This is a genomic window from Pseudomonas sp. HY13-MNA-CIBAN-0226 (assembly GCF_040310305.1).
Classification (GTDB): Bacteria; Pseudomonadota; Gammaproteobacteria; order Pseudomonadales; family Pseudomonadaceae; genus Aquipseudomonas; species Aquipseudomonas gregormendelii.
Map to the genome: position 1 here is coordinate 21,984 of NZ_JBEOPS010000017.1, position 14,585 is coordinate 36,568.

General features: G+C 59.5%; 15 protein-coding genes and 1 tRNA gene. 7 read left to right on the top strand and 9 right to left on the bottom strand.

Annotated features, from left to right (window positions below; genetic code table 11):
* Positions 1 to 266: 266 nt before the first annotated feature.
* Positions 267 to 1,484 carry an MFS transporter gene (locus AAEZ05_RS18885; RefSeq protein ID WP_045059216.1) on the top strand — a complete coding sequence of 406 codons (1,218 nt, stop codon included), beginning with the start codon at positions 267 to 269 and terminating at the stop codon, positions 1,482 to 1,484.
* A gap of 145 nt (positions 1,485 to 1,629) precedes the next feature.
* Here AAEZ05_RS18885 and ychF read toward each other — a convergent pair whose 3' ends face one another.
* From ychF to AAEZ05_RS18925, 8 genes are all read right to left on the bottom strand, one after another.
* Complete coding sequence (gene ychF, locus AAEZ05_RS18890) at positions 1,630 to 2,730, bottom strand: redox-regulated ATPase YchF (RefSeq protein ID WP_045059217.1); 1,101 nt, start codon at positions 2,728 to 2,730, stop codon at positions 1,630 to 1,632.
* A gap of 22 nt (positions 2,731 to 2,752) precedes the next feature.
* Positions 2,753 to 3,337: an aminoacyl-tRNA hydrolase gene (pth, locus tag AAEZ05_RS18895; RefSeq protein ID WP_008037207.1), complete on the bottom strand. Its 585-nt coding sequence runs from the start codon at positions 3,335 to 3,337 to the stop codon at positions 2,753 to 2,755.
* A 160-nt stretch (positions 3,338 to 3,497) separates the two neighbouring features.
* Positions 3,498 to 4,106, bottom strand: a complete 609-nt coding sequence (locus AAEZ05_RS18900) for a 50S ribosomal protein L25/general stress protein Ctc (protein ID WP_045059218.1) — start codon at positions 4,104 to 4,106, stop codon at positions 3,498 to 3,500.
* 141 nt (positions 4,107 to 4,247) lie between these two features.
* On the bottom strand, positions 4,248 to 5,189 hold the full coding sequence (locus AAEZ05_RS18905) for a ribose-phosphate pyrophosphokinase (RefSeq protein ID WP_003208392.1): 942 nt from the start codon (positions 5,187 to 5,189) through the stop codon (positions 4,248 to 4,250).
* Positions 5,190 to 5,234: 45 nt separating this feature from the next.
* Positions 5,235 to 5,309, bottom strand: a tRNA-Gln gene (locus AAEZ05_RS18910).
* 36 nt (positions 5,310 to 5,345) lie between these two features.
* The gene (ispE, locus tag AAEZ05_RS18915) at positions 5,346 to 6,197 is read right to left on the bottom strand and encodes a 4-(cytidine 5'-diphospho)-2-C-methyl-D-erythritol kinase (RefSeq protein ID WP_045059219.1); all 852 of its coding nucleotides are present in this window, start codon (positions 6,195 to 6,197) and stop codon (positions 5,346 to 5,348) included.
* A 2-nt stretch (positions 6,198 to 6,199) separates the two neighbouring features.
* The gene (gene lolB, locus AAEZ05_RS18920; RefSeq protein WP_045059220.1) at positions 6,200 to 6,817 is read right to left on the bottom strand and encodes a lipoprotein insertase outer membrane protein LolB; all 618 of its coding nucleotides are present in this window, start codon (positions 6,815 to 6,817) and stop codon (positions 6,200 to 6,202) included.
* A 4-nt stretch (positions 6,818 to 6,821) separates the two neighbouring features.
* A complete protein-coding gene (locus AAEZ05_RS18925) occupies positions 6,822 to 8,546 on the bottom strand; it encodes a tetratricopeptide repeat protein (RefSeq protein WP_350648453.1) in 1,725 nt (574 codons plus the stop codon).
* Positions 8,547 to 8,828: 282 nt separating this feature from the next.
* Between AAEZ05_RS18925 and hemA the strand changes: the two genes are divergently transcribed.
* From hemA to AAEZ05_RS18955, 6 genes are all read left to right on the top strand, one after another.
* A complete protein-coding gene (hemA, locus tag AAEZ05_RS18930; protein WP_045059222.1) occupies positions 8,829 to 10,118 on the top strand; it encodes a glutamyl-tRNA reductase in 1,290 nt (429 codons plus the stop codon).
* A complete protein-coding gene (prfA, locus tag AAEZ05_RS18935; protein ID WP_045059223.1) occupies positions 10,115 to 11,197 on the top strand; it encodes a peptide chain release factor 1 in 1,083 nt (360 codons plus the stop codon). Before hemA ends, prfA begins: the two co-directional genes overlap by 4 nt.
* Positions 11,198 to 12,028, top strand: a complete 831-nt coding sequence (prmC, locus tag AAEZ05_RS18940; RefSeq protein WP_045059224.1) for a peptide chain release factor N(5)-glutamine methyltransferase — start codon at positions 11,198 to 11,200, stop codon at positions 12,026 to 12,028.
* On the top strand, positions 12,022 to 12,777 hold the full coding sequence (locus tag AAEZ05_RS18945; protein ID WP_045059225.1) for a molybdopterin-synthase adenylyltransferase MoeB: 756 nt from the start codon (positions 12,022 to 12,024) through the stop codon (positions 12,775 to 12,777). Before prmC ends, AAEZ05_RS18945 begins: the two co-directional genes overlap by 7 nt.
* The gene (gene murI, locus AAEZ05_RS18950; protein WP_045059308.1) at positions 12,770 to 13,561 is read left to right on the top strand and encodes a glutamate racemase; all 792 of its coding nucleotides are present in this window, start codon (positions 12,770 to 12,772) and stop codon (positions 13,559 to 13,561) included. The genes AAEZ05_RS18945 and murI overlap by 8 nt, the downstream gene beginning before the upstream one ends.
* Positions 13,562 to 13,680: 119 nt before the next feature.
* On the top strand, positions 13,681 to 14,199 hold the full coding sequence (locus tag AAEZ05_RS18955) for an acyloxyacyl hydrolase (protein WP_045059226.1): 519 nt from the start codon (positions 13,681 to 13,683) through the stop codon (positions 14,197 to 14,199).
* Between the two features lie 55 nt (positions 14,200 to 14,254).
* Here AAEZ05_RS18955 and AAEZ05_RS18960 read toward each other — a convergent pair whose 3' ends face one another.
* Positions 14,255 to 14,560 carry a YkgJ family cysteine cluster protein gene (locus AAEZ05_RS18960; RefSeq protein WP_045059227.1) on the bottom strand — a complete coding sequence of 102 codons (306 nt, stop codon included), beginning with the start codon at positions 14,558 to 14,560 and terminating at the stop codon, positions 14,255 to 14,257.
* Positions 14,561 to 14,585: the final 25 nt, after the last annotated feature.

Sequence of the window (14,585 nt, forward strand, 5' to 3'; positions counted from 1 at the left end):
TGCCCGTTTAAAGGCCTCGAAAGTTCACCCTCGTCCGCTCTGTAGGCCGACTGCGTAGCGAAACTTCCCATTCTCGGTCCCCTTTGTAAGGGGCCGCGTTTAAAGGAAGTGGTAACGCAAGATTCAGACCATGGCGATGCGCTATTACCCGCATGGAAAGCATTCGTAAATGTCGTTAGCAGGCTAAGGGGATGGCGCTGATGCACTGAAAAATGGCACATTGACGCTCCTGCCCATTTGCACCCACCCGTTGTGCGGAAATTCTCATGGCTATCAGCAATGCCCAGACCGGCGCCGCGCCGGCATCAGCGACTTCACAAAGCAGCCCTTTGGTCATGCGCATCATCGGCGCCGTGGCGCTGGCCCATTTGATCAACGACCTGATCCAGTCGGTCTTGCCGTCGATCTATCCGATGCTCAAGGCCAATTACGGCCTGACGTTTACCCAGGTCGGCCTGATTACCCTGACTTTTCAACTGACCGCTTCGCTGTTGCAGCCATGGGTCGGCTATCACACAGATCGTCATCCCAAGCCGTGGCTGCTACCGGCCGGGAGCGTATGCACCTTGATCGGCATACTGATGATGTCGGTGGTCGGCAGCTTTCCAATGATCCTGCTGGCGGCGGCGCTGATCGGTATCGGCTCTTCGACCTTTCACCCGGAGGCTTCCCGGGTAGCGCGACTGGCCTCGGGCGGGCGGTTCGGGTTGGCGCAGTCTACTTTCCAGGTTGGCGGCAATGCGGGCTCGGCGTTCGGCCCATTGCTGGCGGCAGCCATTATCATTCCGTTCGGCCAGGGGCATGTGGCATGGTTCGGCCTGTTCGCGGTGTTTGCGCTGTTTGTGCTGCACCGCATCAGCCGCTGGTACGCCAATCACCTGAACCTGTTCAAGCTCAAACAAGGGCAGGCGGCAACCCACGGTCTGTCGAAGGGGAGGGTGACCGGCGCACTGGTTGTGCTGGGGCTGCTGGTGTTCTCCAAGTACTTCTACATGTCCAGCCTCACCAGTTACTACACCTTCTACCTGATCGAGAAATTCGACCTCTCGGTGGCCAGTTCGCAACTGCATCTGTTTCTGTTCCTGGGGGCGGTGGCAGCCGGTACGTTCTTCGGTGGCCCGATCGGCGACAAGATTGGGCGCAAGGCCGTCATCTGGTTTTCGATCCTTGGTGTTGCGCCTTTCACCCTGCTTTTGCCTCACGTTGACCTGTTCTGGACCAGCGTCTTGAGCGTGGTGATCGGTTTCATCCTGGCGTCGGCATTCTCGGCCATCGTGGTGTACGCCCAGGAGCTGGTCCCGGGCAATGTCGGGATGATCGCCGGGATATTCTTTGGCTTGATGTTTGGTTTTGGCGGGATTGGCGCGGCGCTGCTGGGCTATCTGGCGGATGCCCGCGGGATTGAGTTCGTGTATTTCCTGTGCTCGTTCCTGCCATTGCTGGGGGTGTTGGCGATCTTCCTGCCGAGAACCAGAAAGGCCTGAAGATCAAAAGATCGCAGCCTTCGGCAGCTCCTACTGATGTGAGGTGTACACCCTCTAGGAGCTGCCGGAGGCTGCGATCTTCGAATAATCTGACAGGTACAAAAAAGCCGCGTATTGAACGCGGCTTCTTCTTGAGCGGGGAGTCTTACACGTTGAAACGGAAGTGCATCACGTCGCCGTCTTTAACAATGTAGTCCTTGCCTTCCAGGCGCCATTTGCCGGCTTCCTTGGCACCGGCTTCGCCCTTGTACTGGATGAAGTCGTCATAGGCGATGACTTCGGCGCGGATGAAGCCTTTTTCGAAGTCGGTGTGGATCACGCCAGCGGCTTGTGGTGCGGTCGCACCGACGCGTACGGTCCAGGCGCGGACTTCTTCAACGCCGGCGGTGAAGTAGGTCTGCAGGTGCAGCATTTCGTAGCCGGCGCGAATCACGCGGTTCAGGCCAGGCTCTTCCAGGCCCAGGGCCTCAAGGAACATGTCCTTCTCTTCGCCGTCTTCAAGCTCGGCGATTTCGGCTTCGATCTTGTTGCAGACCGGAACCACCATGGCGCCTTCTTCTTCGGCGATGGCCTTGACGATGTCCAGCAGCGGGTTGTTCTCGAAACCGTCTTCAGCGACGTTGGCGATGTACATGACCGGCTTGGTGGTCAGCAGGTGGAAGCCACGAATCACCGCCTTGTCGTCGGCACCCATGCTCTTCATCAGGGTCCGTGCAGGCTTGCCCAGGGTGAAGTGAGCGATCAGTTGCTCAAGCAATGCCTTTTGAACCACGGCGTCCTTGTCGCCGCCCTTGGCGTTGCGCGCGACTTTCTGCAGTTGCTTCTCGCAGCTGTCGAGGTCGGCGAAGATCAGTTCCAGGTCGATGATCTCGATGTCGCGTTTCGGGTCGACGCTGTTGGAAACGTGAATCACGTTCTCGTCTTCGAAGCAGCGGACCACGTGGGCGATCGCATCGGTTTCACGGATGTTGGCCAGGAACTTGTTGCCCAGGCCTTCACCTTTCGACGCGCCGGCCACCAGGCCTGCGATGTCGACGAACTCCATGGTGGTCGGCAGGATACGCTTCGGATTAACGATGGCAGCCAAAGCTTCCAGGCGCGCATCCGGCATCGGCACGATCCCGGTGTTCGGTTCGATGGTGCAGAAGGGGAAGTTCTCGGCCGCGATCCCGGATTTGGTCAGGGCGTTGAACAGGGTGGACTTGCCGACGTTAGGCAGGCCGACGATGCCGCAATTGAATCCCATGGTGTTTCCCCTCGGGTAAAAGTCAGGCCTTCTGGCTGTGCAGGTTTTTCATCGCGCGGTTCCATTCACCGGCGAGGATATCCGGCAGCACGCCGAGGGCAAAGTCGATGCTGGCATCGAGTTTTTCCTGTTCGGCGCGTGGCGCACGACCCAGGACGAAGTTTGAAACCATACTGGCTACGCCCGGGTGGCCAATGCCAAGCCGCAAGCGGTAGAAGGTATTCTGATTGCCCAGTTGCGCAATGATGTCGCGCAACCCGTTGTGACCGCCATGGCCGCCGCCCTGCTTGAGCTTGGCAACGCCCGGAGGCAGGTCGAGTTCGTCATGCGCCACCAGGATTTCTTCGGGCTTGATGCGGAAGAATCCTGCGAGTGCCGCCACGGCCTGGCCGCTGCGGTTCATGTAGGTGGTGGGGATCAGCAGACGAACATCCTGACCCTGATGCGAATAGCGCCCGGTCAGGCCGAAATATTTGCGGTCCGCCACAAGGTTCACGCCTTGTGCGTTCGCGATGCGCTCAACAAAAAGGGCCCCTGCGTTATGCCGGGTCTGTTCGTATTCAGCGCCTGGATTTCCCAGGCCAACGATCAGTTTTATGGCAGTCACGATAGGGGCCCTTCCTTGGAGTGGTGGTTAACATCGCCGAGTGCGGCGAAAGTGGACGACAAGTGCTCATTTACCATTATGTAAACTCCGCGTTCTCGCCCGCTTTCTCGCTACGTACTAGTCCGCGATGTTACCGGTCACTCCGGCGAACAGAGTGAAATTACTCTGCAGCGCCTTCTTCAGCAGCGTCTTCTTCTGGAGCAACACGTGGAGCGTGAACGTTGGCAACAGCCTTGTCGTCACCGTGTGCCAGAGCAACAAACTCAACGCCTTTAGGGGCTTTGAGGTCGGACATGTGAATGATGTCGCCGATTTCAGCGTTCGACAGGTCGACTTCGATGAACTCAGGCAGGTCCTTCGGCAGGCAGGTCACTTCGATTTCGGAAGTAACGTGCGAAACTTCGCCGCCTTTCTTGATCGGAGCTTCTTCGCCAACGAAGTGTACAGGCACGACAGCGGTCAGTTTCTGGCCAGCTACAACGCGTACGAAGTCAGCGTGCATCACGTGGCCTTTGGCCGGGTGACGCTGCAGAGCCTTGATGATCACGTTTTGCTTGGTGCCGCCAACGTTCAGTTCGATGATGTGGCTGTAAGCCGCATCGTTTTCGAGCAGTTTGGCAACTTCTTTAGCCAGCATGCTGATGGATTCAGGGGCTTTTTCGCCACCGTAAACTACAGCAGGTACCAGGCTTGCGAGACGACGCAGGCGGCGGCTCGCACCTTTCCCCAGGTCGGAACGCACTTCAGCATTCAGGGTAAATTCGTTCATGTTGTATCTCCAAAATAACCACATTCGCCCTAGCGTTTGCGACCAGCGCTAAAGGCGATATGGGCAAAAAAGCCCCGCCCCGACAGGAATGCCGGGGCGGGGCGCTTTTCGTCAACGAGATGTTCCAGAAGGGCAGGGCCCTTAACGGAACATCGCGCTGATCGATTCTTCATTGCTGATGCGGCGGACCGCTTCAGCAACCACCGGCGCGATATCCAGTTGACGGATACGCGAGCAGGCTTGAGCAGCAGCGGACAACGGGATGGTGTTGGTCACCACCAGTTCGTCCAGCATGGAATTCTCAATGTTTTCGATCGCCCGACCGGACAGCACAGGGTGTGTGCAGTAGGCGAAAACCTTGGCAGCGCCATGCTCTTTCAGGGCCTTGGCCGCGTGGCACAGGGTGCCGGCGGTATCGACCATGTCATCGACCAGAATACAGGTACGCCCTTCGACATCACCGATGATATGCATCACTTCAGAGTGATTGGCTTTCTCACGGCGTTTGTCGATGATCCCGAGATCCACACCCAGAGATTTGGCAACGGCACGTGCACGCACGACGCCACCAATGTCCGGAGATACGATCATCAGGTTTTCGAAGCGCTGATCTTCAATGTCATCCACCAGAACCGGGGAGCCGTAGATGTTATCTACCGGAATATCGAAGAAACCCTGGATTTGGTCAGCATGCAAATCAACCGTGAGAACACGGTCGATGCCGACTACGGTAAGCATGTCAGCCACGACTTTCGCGCTGATAGCCACACGTGCGGAACGCGGACGGCGATCCTGACGGGCATAACCAAAGTAAGGAATTACAGCAGTGATACGAGTAGCCGAGGAGCGGCGGAAGGCGTCAGCCATCACTACCAGTTCCATCAGGTTATCGTTGGTCGGAGCGCAAGTCGGCTGAATAATGAAGACATCTTTACCGCGGACGTTTTCATTGATCTCGGCAGTAATTTCGCCGTCGGAGAACTTACCGACAGAGATGTCACCGAGAGGGATATGCAGCTGACGTACGACACGCCGAGCCAGATCGGGGTTGGCATTCCCCGTAAAGACCATCATCTTGGACACGCGCAGTACCTAGAGGCTGAGGGTAACCTGGATGAGTATAGAAAATGGCAGGGGCGGCTGGATTCGAACCAACGCATGGCAGGATCAAAACCTGCTGCCTTACCGCTTGGCGACGCCCCTGTATCTGTTGCAACGAGTACCCAGTACTCGGTTCCTTTAGAGCAGACTCTGCAGCTTGCGATGCAACATCGAAACGTTGCTTCCTTTTGCTACAAACCCTGTAAGGGTCTCTGTAAGAAGGGCCGAGACTTTATCAGCTTCAGCTTTGCTTGGGAAGCCCCCAAACACACAACTTCCAGTTCCGGTGAGTTTTGCTTCGGTAAATTTACCTAACAAATTCAATGCGTTACGTACATCTGGATAACGCCTTGCTACTACCGGCAAGCAGTCATTTCGACTGTTTCCCTTGGGAACGGGGCGCACTTTAATGGGAGGAGTGTTACGTGTCAACAGCGGATCAGAAAAAATTTCTGCTGTACTTACAGATACTTGCGGTACCAGTACGAGATACCACGGTTCTTCGGGGTCTACAGGGGTGAGTTTCTCCCCCACGCCCTCGGCAAAAGCGGCATGGCCACGCACGAAAACCGGGACGTCTGCGCCCAGTGTCAGGCCGAGTGCGGCCAGGCGATCTGCGTCCCAGCCCAGTTGCCAGAGATGGTTCAGGCCGAGCAGGGTGGTGGCGGCATTGGAGCTGCCGCCACCGATGCCGCCGCCCATGGGCAGGACTTTATCGATCCAGATGTCGATCCCGAGCGGGCAGCCGGATTGCTCCTGCAGTTGTCTTGCAGCGCGAACGATCAGATTGCTGTCGTGAGGGACGCCGTCGAATTCGGTGTGCAAACGGATCACGCCGTCATCGCGAACGGCGAAGGTGATCTCGTCACCGTAATCCAGGAACTGAAAAATCGTCTGCAGCTCGTGATAACCGTCTTTGCGGCGACCAAGGATGTGCAGCATCAGGTTGAGCTTGGCCGGTGAGGGCAGCGTCAGGCGCGCAGCAGTCATGTTCACTGCCCCAGTTTGCGTGGTTGCCATTCCTTGATCACCAGCGTGACGTCAAGGTCGGTACCGTGCAGCTTGATGCGCTCGGGCAGCCAGAAACCGTTCTGCTCGGCATAACTCAGATATTCAACCTGCCAGCCATCCTGGTCGAGATTGGCCAGGCGGCTATCGGCGTCCAGGGTCAGGCGGCTTTTGCTGTCGGGAGCCGGGAGTCCGCGCACCCACCAGGCCAGGTTGGACACCGGCAATTTCCAGCCCAGCTGTTCTTCGAGAAGGATTTCCGGGTTCGGCGCGTCATAACGACCCTGGTTGGCGACTTCCAGCGACACCTTGCCGGGGCGACCGGTCAGGCGTGCAGCGCCCCGACCCAGGGGGCCAGACAGACGGATGTCGTAGTAATCCTGGCGTTGCAGCCAGAACAGGGTGCCGCTGCCCGAATCCTTGGGTGCGCGAATGCCGATCTTGCCGTTGATCTGCCAGCCATCCAGTCCAGTGAGCTGCTGTTTGTGCTCACGCCATTGGGCGGAATTACCGTGACCTTCGACGGATTCGCGAGCGCCGAAGCCCGCGCAACCGGCGAGCAGGGCGATGAAGCTGAAAACGATGAAATGGCGCAAAAACATAATCTTAAAGAGTCTCTGATCCGGTCAGGCGCTTGATGGTGCCGCGCAGTAGTGGGCTGTCGGGCTGATCCTTGAGGAATTTGCCCCAGATTTGCTTCGCTTCACGCTGTTTGCCGTTCGCCCACAGGACTTCGCCCAGATGAGCGGCGACTTCCTGGTCGGGAAAGCGCTCCAGGGCCTTGCGCAAATAGCGCTCGGCCTCGTCCAGATTGCCCAGCCGGTAGTTGACCCAGCCGAGGCTGTCGAGAACCGCCGGGTCCTCCGGGTTGATCTGGTGCGCCTGTTCGATCAGGGCCTTGGCTTCGGCGTATCGCGTTGTACGGTCAGACAGGGTGTAGCCGAGGGCGTTCAACGCCATCGCATTGTCCGGGTCGCGCTTGATGATCAGGCGCAGGTCTTTTTCCATTTGCGCCAGGTCGTTGCGTTTTTCCGCCTGCATGGCGCGGGTGTACAGCAGGTTCAGGTCGTCGGGGTATTGCTGCAACGATTTTTCGAGAACAGCCCAGGCCTTGTCCTGTTGCTTGTTGGCGGATAGGGTTTCGGCTTCGATCAGGTACAGCTGGATGGCGTAATCGGGCTGTTCGTCTCGCTGAGCGGCCAGGCGGCTCTGGGCTTCGGCAGTCTTGCCGTTGTTCATCAGGATATCCGCCTGGCGCAATTGTGCCGGCAGGTAATCATTGCCCGGCCCCACCTGTGCGTATTCGGCCAGGGCGCCCTGTGGATCGTTGCGCTCTTCAGCGATACGTCCTAGGTTCAGGTGCGCCGAGTCGACATGGCTGTCCCGGGCAATGAGGTCCTCGAGGTAGCCCTTGGCCTCTTCCCAGGCCTTGGCTTCCAGGCAAACCAGTGCCAGCGAATAGCGCAGTTCGTCGTCTTCAGGGTATTGCTGGACCAGGCTGGAGAACTCGACCTTTGCGTCGTCCATGCGGTCCTGTTCCACCAGCATGCGTGCGTAGGTCAGGCGCAGGCGTTTGTCGTCGGGGTATTGCTTGATGCTTTTGCGCAGCAGCGGCAGGGCCTCGTCACCACGATCGAGGGACTGCAACAGGCGCGCCCGCAGCAGGATCGGGGCGATTTCGCCATCTTCCGGCGGATGGTCTTCGAGCAGGGACAAGGCGCCCTTGGCATCGCCGTCCTGTTGCAGCAACAGGGCCTTGCCGAAAATCAGCTGGCCGTTGTCGGGATGGCGTTGCAGCAAGCGGTCAAAACTTTGCATCAAACCGTTGCGCGTGTCCTGGTCGGTGTCGGCAGCGGACAGGGCGAGGAAGTCGAAGTGGGTGTCGCCTTTGCCTTGCAGGACCTTCTCCATGTACACCATGGAGTCGTCATAGCGCCCGGCACGAGCCAGTTGCACGGCAGCAGCCCGTTGCGCCTCGAGGTCGTCCGGGGCGTTTTTTGCCCAGATGAGCGCGGTGTCCAGGGCGGCCTGGTCGGCGCCCAGGTACTCGGCAATCCGGAACGCCCGCTCGGAGATCCCCGGATCCTGGGTGTTGATGGCCTGGGTCACGTAGTTGTCCAGGGCAATGTCGAAACGATTGCGCTGGCCAGCCAGTTCCGCGCTCAACAGGCTGAAGACGGTTTCTTCGCTGAAGGAGCTGTAGACCTTGGGCTTTTCAGGGGCCGGAGTGCTGTCTTCGACCGGCGACGGATCGTCCGGAGACACGGGCGCCATGGCCTGGCAGCCGCTGAGGAAGACAAAAGCAAGGAGCAACGCGGAGGATCTATTCATATAGGAAGAGGACGACTAACCTGCGGTCGGATCATCATGACACAAGCCTTCGGCCAAACATAACCGAGTCTCGAAGGATGACTTTACAGAGTCAGGTGGTCAGGACGATCGTAGAAGCTGCCGCAGGCTGCGATCTTTTGATCTTGCCCTTACCTCACCTTTAAAATCTCAAAAGATCGCAGCCTTCGGCAGCTCCTACAGGGGCGATAGATATCGAGTAGTTGTTCTGAATCTGTCGAAGTAGGACAATTGCCGGCTTCACGTCACTATCAGCGACCTTGAATGGCCTTCCTTGCACTCGGTATTAACCACAAGACTGCTTCAGTAGACGTCCGCGAGCGCGTGGCCTTTTCCCCTGAGCAGCTGGTAGAGGCTTTGCAGCAGCTCTGCCGACTGACCGACAGCCGCGAAGCCGCGATCCTTTCCACCTGCAATCGCAGCGAACTCTATATAGAGCAGGATCACCTTTCGGCTGACATCGTGTTGCGCTGGCTGGCCGATTATCACCATTTGAGCATCGAAGAGCTGCGCGCCAGCAGTTATGTGCACGAAGATGATGCGGCAGTTCGTCACATGATGCGAGTCGCCTCCGGGCTCGACTCGCTGGTGTTGGGCGAACCGCAGATTCTCGGCCAGATGAAATCGGCCTACGCGGTAGCCCGGGAAGCCGGGACAATCGGGCCGCTGCTCGGGCGACTGTTCCAGGCTACGTTCAATGCGGCCAAGCAGGTGCGCACCGACACTGCCATCGGCGAGAACCCGGTGTCGGTGGCCTTTGCCGCAGTCAGCCTGGCGAAACAGATTTTCAGCGACTTGCAGCGCAGCCAGGCTTTGCTGATTGGCGCCGGCGAGACCATTACCCTGGTCGCCCGTCATCTGCACGAACTCGGGGTCAAGCGTATCGTGGTCGCCAACCGCACGCTGGAGCGCGCCAGCATCCTGGCCGAGCAGTTTGGCGCGCATGCGGTGTTGCTGTCGGATATCCCGGCCGAACTGGTGCGCAGTGACATCGTCATCAGCTCCACCGCCAGCCAGTTACCGATCCTCGGCAAGGGCGCGGTGGAAAGCGCCCTGAAGCTGCGCAAGCACAAGCCGATCTTCATGGTGGACATCGCCGTTCCCCGGGATATCGAGCCGGAAGTTGGCGAACTCGAAGACGTCTACCTCTATAGCGTCGACGACCTGCACGAAGTGGTCGCGGAAAACCTCAAGAGTCGTCAAGGTGCGGCGCAGGCGGCGGAAGAGATGGTCTCCATCGGCGCCGAAGATTTCATGGTGCGCCTGCGTGAACTGGCCGCGGTGGACGTGCTCAAGGCCTATCGTCAGCAAAGCGAACGCCTGCGGGACGAAGAATTGCAGAAGGCCCAGCGCATGCTGGCCAATGGCGGCAGCGCCGAAGAGGTGTTGATCCAACTGGCACGCGGCCTGACCAACAAACTCCTGCACGCCCCGAGCGTGCAGTTGAAAAAGCTCTCTGCCGAAGGTCGCCTCGATGCGCTGGCCATGGCCCAGGAACTCTTTGCCCTCGGTGAGGGCTCATCGGATAGCTTTTCGGATAAGAAACCGCAATGAAAGCTTCACTGCTCAATAAGCTGGACATCCTCCAGGACCGTTTCGAGGAACTGACCGCCTTGCTTGGCGACGGCGAAGTCATTTCCGACCAGACCAAATTCCGTACTTATTCCAAGGAATACGCGGAAGTCGAACCTATCGTGCAAACCTATAAGCAGTTGCTCAAGGTTCAGGGTGATCTGGAAGGCGCCCAGGCGCTGCTCAAGGACAGCGACCCGGACATGCGCGAAATGGCCGTGGAAGAAGTCCGCGAAGCCAAGGAGCAACTGCTCGAAATCGAAGCCAGCCTGCAACGTATGCTGCTGCCCAAGGACCCGAACGACGGCCGCAACGTGTTTCTCGAAATCCGCGCCGGCACTGGCGGTGATGAGGCGGCCATTTTTTCCGGCGACCTGTTTCGCATGTATTCGCGCTACGCCGAGCGCCGTGGCTGGCGGGTGGAGATCCTCTCGGAGAACATCGGCGAACACGGCGGCTATAAAGAAGTGATCGCCCGCGTCGAGGGCGACAACGTCTACGGCAAGCTCAAGTTCGAATCCGGCGTGCACCGGGTGCAGCGGGTTCCTGCCACCGAATCCCAGGGTCGTATCCACACTTCGGCCTGCACGGTGGCGGTATTGCCCGAGCCGGACGAGCAGGAAGCGATCGAGATCAACCCGGCGGATTTGCGGGTCGATACCTATCGCTCCTCAGGCGCCGGTGGCCAGCACGTCAACAAGACCGACTCGGCGATCCGCATCACTCACTTGCCGTCGGGCATCGTGGTCGAGTGCCAGGAAGAGCGTTCCCAGCACAAGAACCGTGCGCGCGCCATGTCCTGGCTGTCGGCCAAGCTGAACGACCAGCAGACCAGTGCCGCCGCCAATGCCATCGCCAGCGAGCGCAAGCTGCTGGTGGGCTCGGGCGATCGCTCGGAACGGATTCGCACCTACAATTTTGCCCAGGGCCGGGTCACCGACCACCGGGTCAACCTGACGCTGTATTCCCTCGATGAAATTCTCACCGGTGGCGTCGATGCGGTAATCGAGCCGTTGCTGGCCGAGTACCAGGCTGATCAATTGGCAGCGATAGGTGAGTAAATGACGATCATTGCCAGCCTGCTACGCGCCGCCGATCTACCGGACTCGCCCACCGCGCGCCTGGACGCAGAGTTGCTGCTGGCTGCGGCCCTGGGCAAGTCCCGGAGCTTTTTGCACACCTGGCCGGAGCGCATCGTACCAAGTGAAGCGGCGCTCAAATTTGCCGGGTACCTGCAGCGCCGTCGTGGCGGCGAGCCGGTGGCCTATATTCTGGGCCAGCAGGGTTTCTGGAAGCTCGACCTGGAAGTCGCACCGCACACCCTGATCCCGCGCCCGGACACCGAGCTTCTGGTAGAGGCCGCGCTGGAGTTGTTGCCGGTCGCCCCTGCCAGGGTGCTCGACCTGGGCACCGGCAGCGGCGCAATTGCCCTGGCCCTGGCCAGCGAGCGTCCGGCGTGGCAAGTCACCGCCGTGGATCGCGTGCAGGAAGCCGTCGCGCTGGCCGAGCGCAATCGCCAGCGCCTGCACCTGGACAACGCCACCGTGCTGAGCAGTCATTGGTTCAGTGCGTTGCAAGGTCAGCGCTTCGAGCTGATCATTAGCAACCCGCCTTATATCGCCAGCGCCGATCCGCACCTGGCCGAGGGCGATGTGCGCTTCGAGCCTGCCAGTGCGTTGGTCGCCGGCATCGATGGTCTCGACGATCTGCGCCTGATCGTCGACCAGGCCCCGAACCACCTCGATGCCGGTGGCTGGCTGATGCTCGAACACGGTTACGATCAGGCTCTCGCCGTGCGCGATTTGCTGATGACCCGTGGCTTTGAAGAAGTCCACAGCCGCACCGACCTGGGCGGCCACGAACGTATCAGCCTTGGACGCCTGCCGTGCTGAATGATCAGGAATTGTTGCGCTACAGTCGGCAGATTCTGCTGCAGCACGTCGATATCGATGGCCAATTGCGGCTCAAAGCCAGCCGGGCGCTGATCATCGGCCTGGGCGGTCTCGGCTCGCCGGTAGCCCTTTACCTGGCGGCGGCGGGCGTGGGCGAATTGCACTTGGCGGACTTCGACAGCGTCGACCTGACCAACCTGCAGCGTCAGGTTATCCACGACACAGACAGCGTCGGCGTGAGCAAGGTCGACTCGGCGATCCGCCGACTGAGCGCGATCAATCCCGAAATCCAGCTCAAAGCCCTGCGCACCGCCCTCGACGAAGATTCCCTGGCCGCCGCAGTGGCTGCGGTGGACCTGGTGCTGGACTGCTCGGACAATTTTTCCACCCGCGAAGCCGTCAATGCCGCCTGCGTACTGGCTGGCAAACCCCTGGTGAGCGGCGCCGCCATTCGCCTCGAAGGACAATTGTCGGTGTTCGACCCAAGACGTCCGGACAGTCCCTGCTACCACTGCTTGTATGGCCACGGCAGCGAAGCCGAACTGACGTGCAGCGAAGCCGGGGTCATCGGCCCTCTGGTGGGCCTGGTCGGCAGCCTGCAAGCACTCGAAGCGCTCAAGCTGCTGGCCGGGTTCGGCGAACCGCTGGTGGGGCGACTGTTGCTGATCGATGCCCTGGGCGCGCGCTTTCGTGAACTTCGGGTCAAGCGCGATCCGGGCTGCGCGGTCTGTGGTCCTGCCCGTGCGTGAGGCGCCGATTGGCGTATTCGATTCCGGTGTCGGCGGGCTATCGGTACTGGCCGAGATCCAGCGCCTGTTGCCCGACGAGACTCTGCTGTACGTTGCCGATTGCGGCAACGTCCCCTATGGCGAGAAATCGCCGGAGTTCATCCGTGCGCGCTGCAGCGTCATGGCGCGCTTTTTTCAGCAACAGGGCGCCAAGGCGCTGGTGCTGGCCTGCAATACCGCCACGGTGGCAGGCGTGGCCGATTTGCGCCGTGACTACCCTCAGTGGCCCATCGTCGGCATGGAGCCCGCAGTAAAGCCCGCAGCGGCCGCGACCCGCAGTGGTGTGGTCGGTGTACTCGCCACTACCGGTACGTTGCAAAGCGCTAAATTCGCCGCGCTGCTCGACCGTTTTGCCACCGACGTACGAGTGATCACCCAGCCATGCCCGGGCCTGGTGGAGCTGATTGAGGACGGCGACCTGCACAGCCCGGTGCTGTGCAAGCTGTTACTCGGCTACGTGCAGCCCTTGCTCGACGCCGGCTGCGACACGATCATTCTTGGCTGCACCCACTATCCCTTCCTCAAGCCGCTGCTCAAGCAGATGATCCCGGCGCACATCAGCTTGATCGATACCGGGGCTGCAGTAGCACGCCAGCTTCAGCGTTTGTTGGCCGAACGCGAGCTGCTTGCCGCAGGCCCGGCGCGGGCTGCGCAGTTCTGGACCAGCGCCAATCCACAGCATTTCAGTAATATCTTGCCATTACTCTGGAATTCCCCCGGCGTAGTGCGTAGTTTCGACTTGTAAAAAAAATGTGAAATGTATCGGAATAGTCTGAACTTCTGAGTAGGCGCAGACTTCTATAGCTGTGATTAATGGCGACACCAAAAAAACCATACGAATTCGTTCGGAAAAGGATGTTTCTAGTGAAGCGACTATTCTGCTTGGCTGCGCTTGCGGCCACACTATTGGGGCACAGTTTTACCGCACAGGCGGCAGGCGTGGAGTTCGGGGTCGGAGCGACCAGCGATTCAACCATGACCTATCGGCTGGGCATGCAGTTTGATTGGGACAAGAGCTGGTGGCAGACCGACGTTGGTCGACTCACCGGTTTCTGGAGCGGCGCGTATACCTACTGGGAGGGTGACAAGACTTCCAGTAACAACAGCCTGTCGTTTGCACCCGTGTTCGTCTACGAGTTTGCCGGCCAGAACGTCAAGCCGTACATCGAAGCCGGGGTAGGTGTGGCGTTTTTCTCCGACACCCAGCTTGAAGACAACAACATTGGCCAGTCCTTCCAGTTCGAAGACCGCATCGGTTTCGGCCTGCGCTTCACGGGCGGTCATGAGGTCGGGATTCGTGCCACGCACTATTCCAATGCCGGCCTGAGCAGCCATAACGACGGTGTCGAAAGCTACGCCCTGCATTACACGATGCCCCTGTAACGGCGGGATTAATTCATGCGGGAACGGGCTTGCCGGTTCCCGCATGAATCTGCGTTCAACGATACGCCGTGGTAATGCCCCGGCGTTCCTCGATGCACTCCGGTGCCCCCATCTCGAATTCCCGGCAGATCAACGGACGCTTCTCGTAGATCGTGCACATCATGGTGTTGCGATCCAGCGCCGCACACCAGCCGTCATCCAGACGCAGCATGACTTCCCCACCCCAATCATCGGTGTCGATAAAACGCTCGGGCACGCCCGTGTCGGTAATCAGCATGACTTCGAGCTGGCAGCAGCAGGCTGCGCAAGTCGAGCAGGTGACCGCAGGCTCGGCAACGGGTGTGAGGGGAATGGTTTTCATGGTGCGCAGTGTAAGGCAGTGGGCT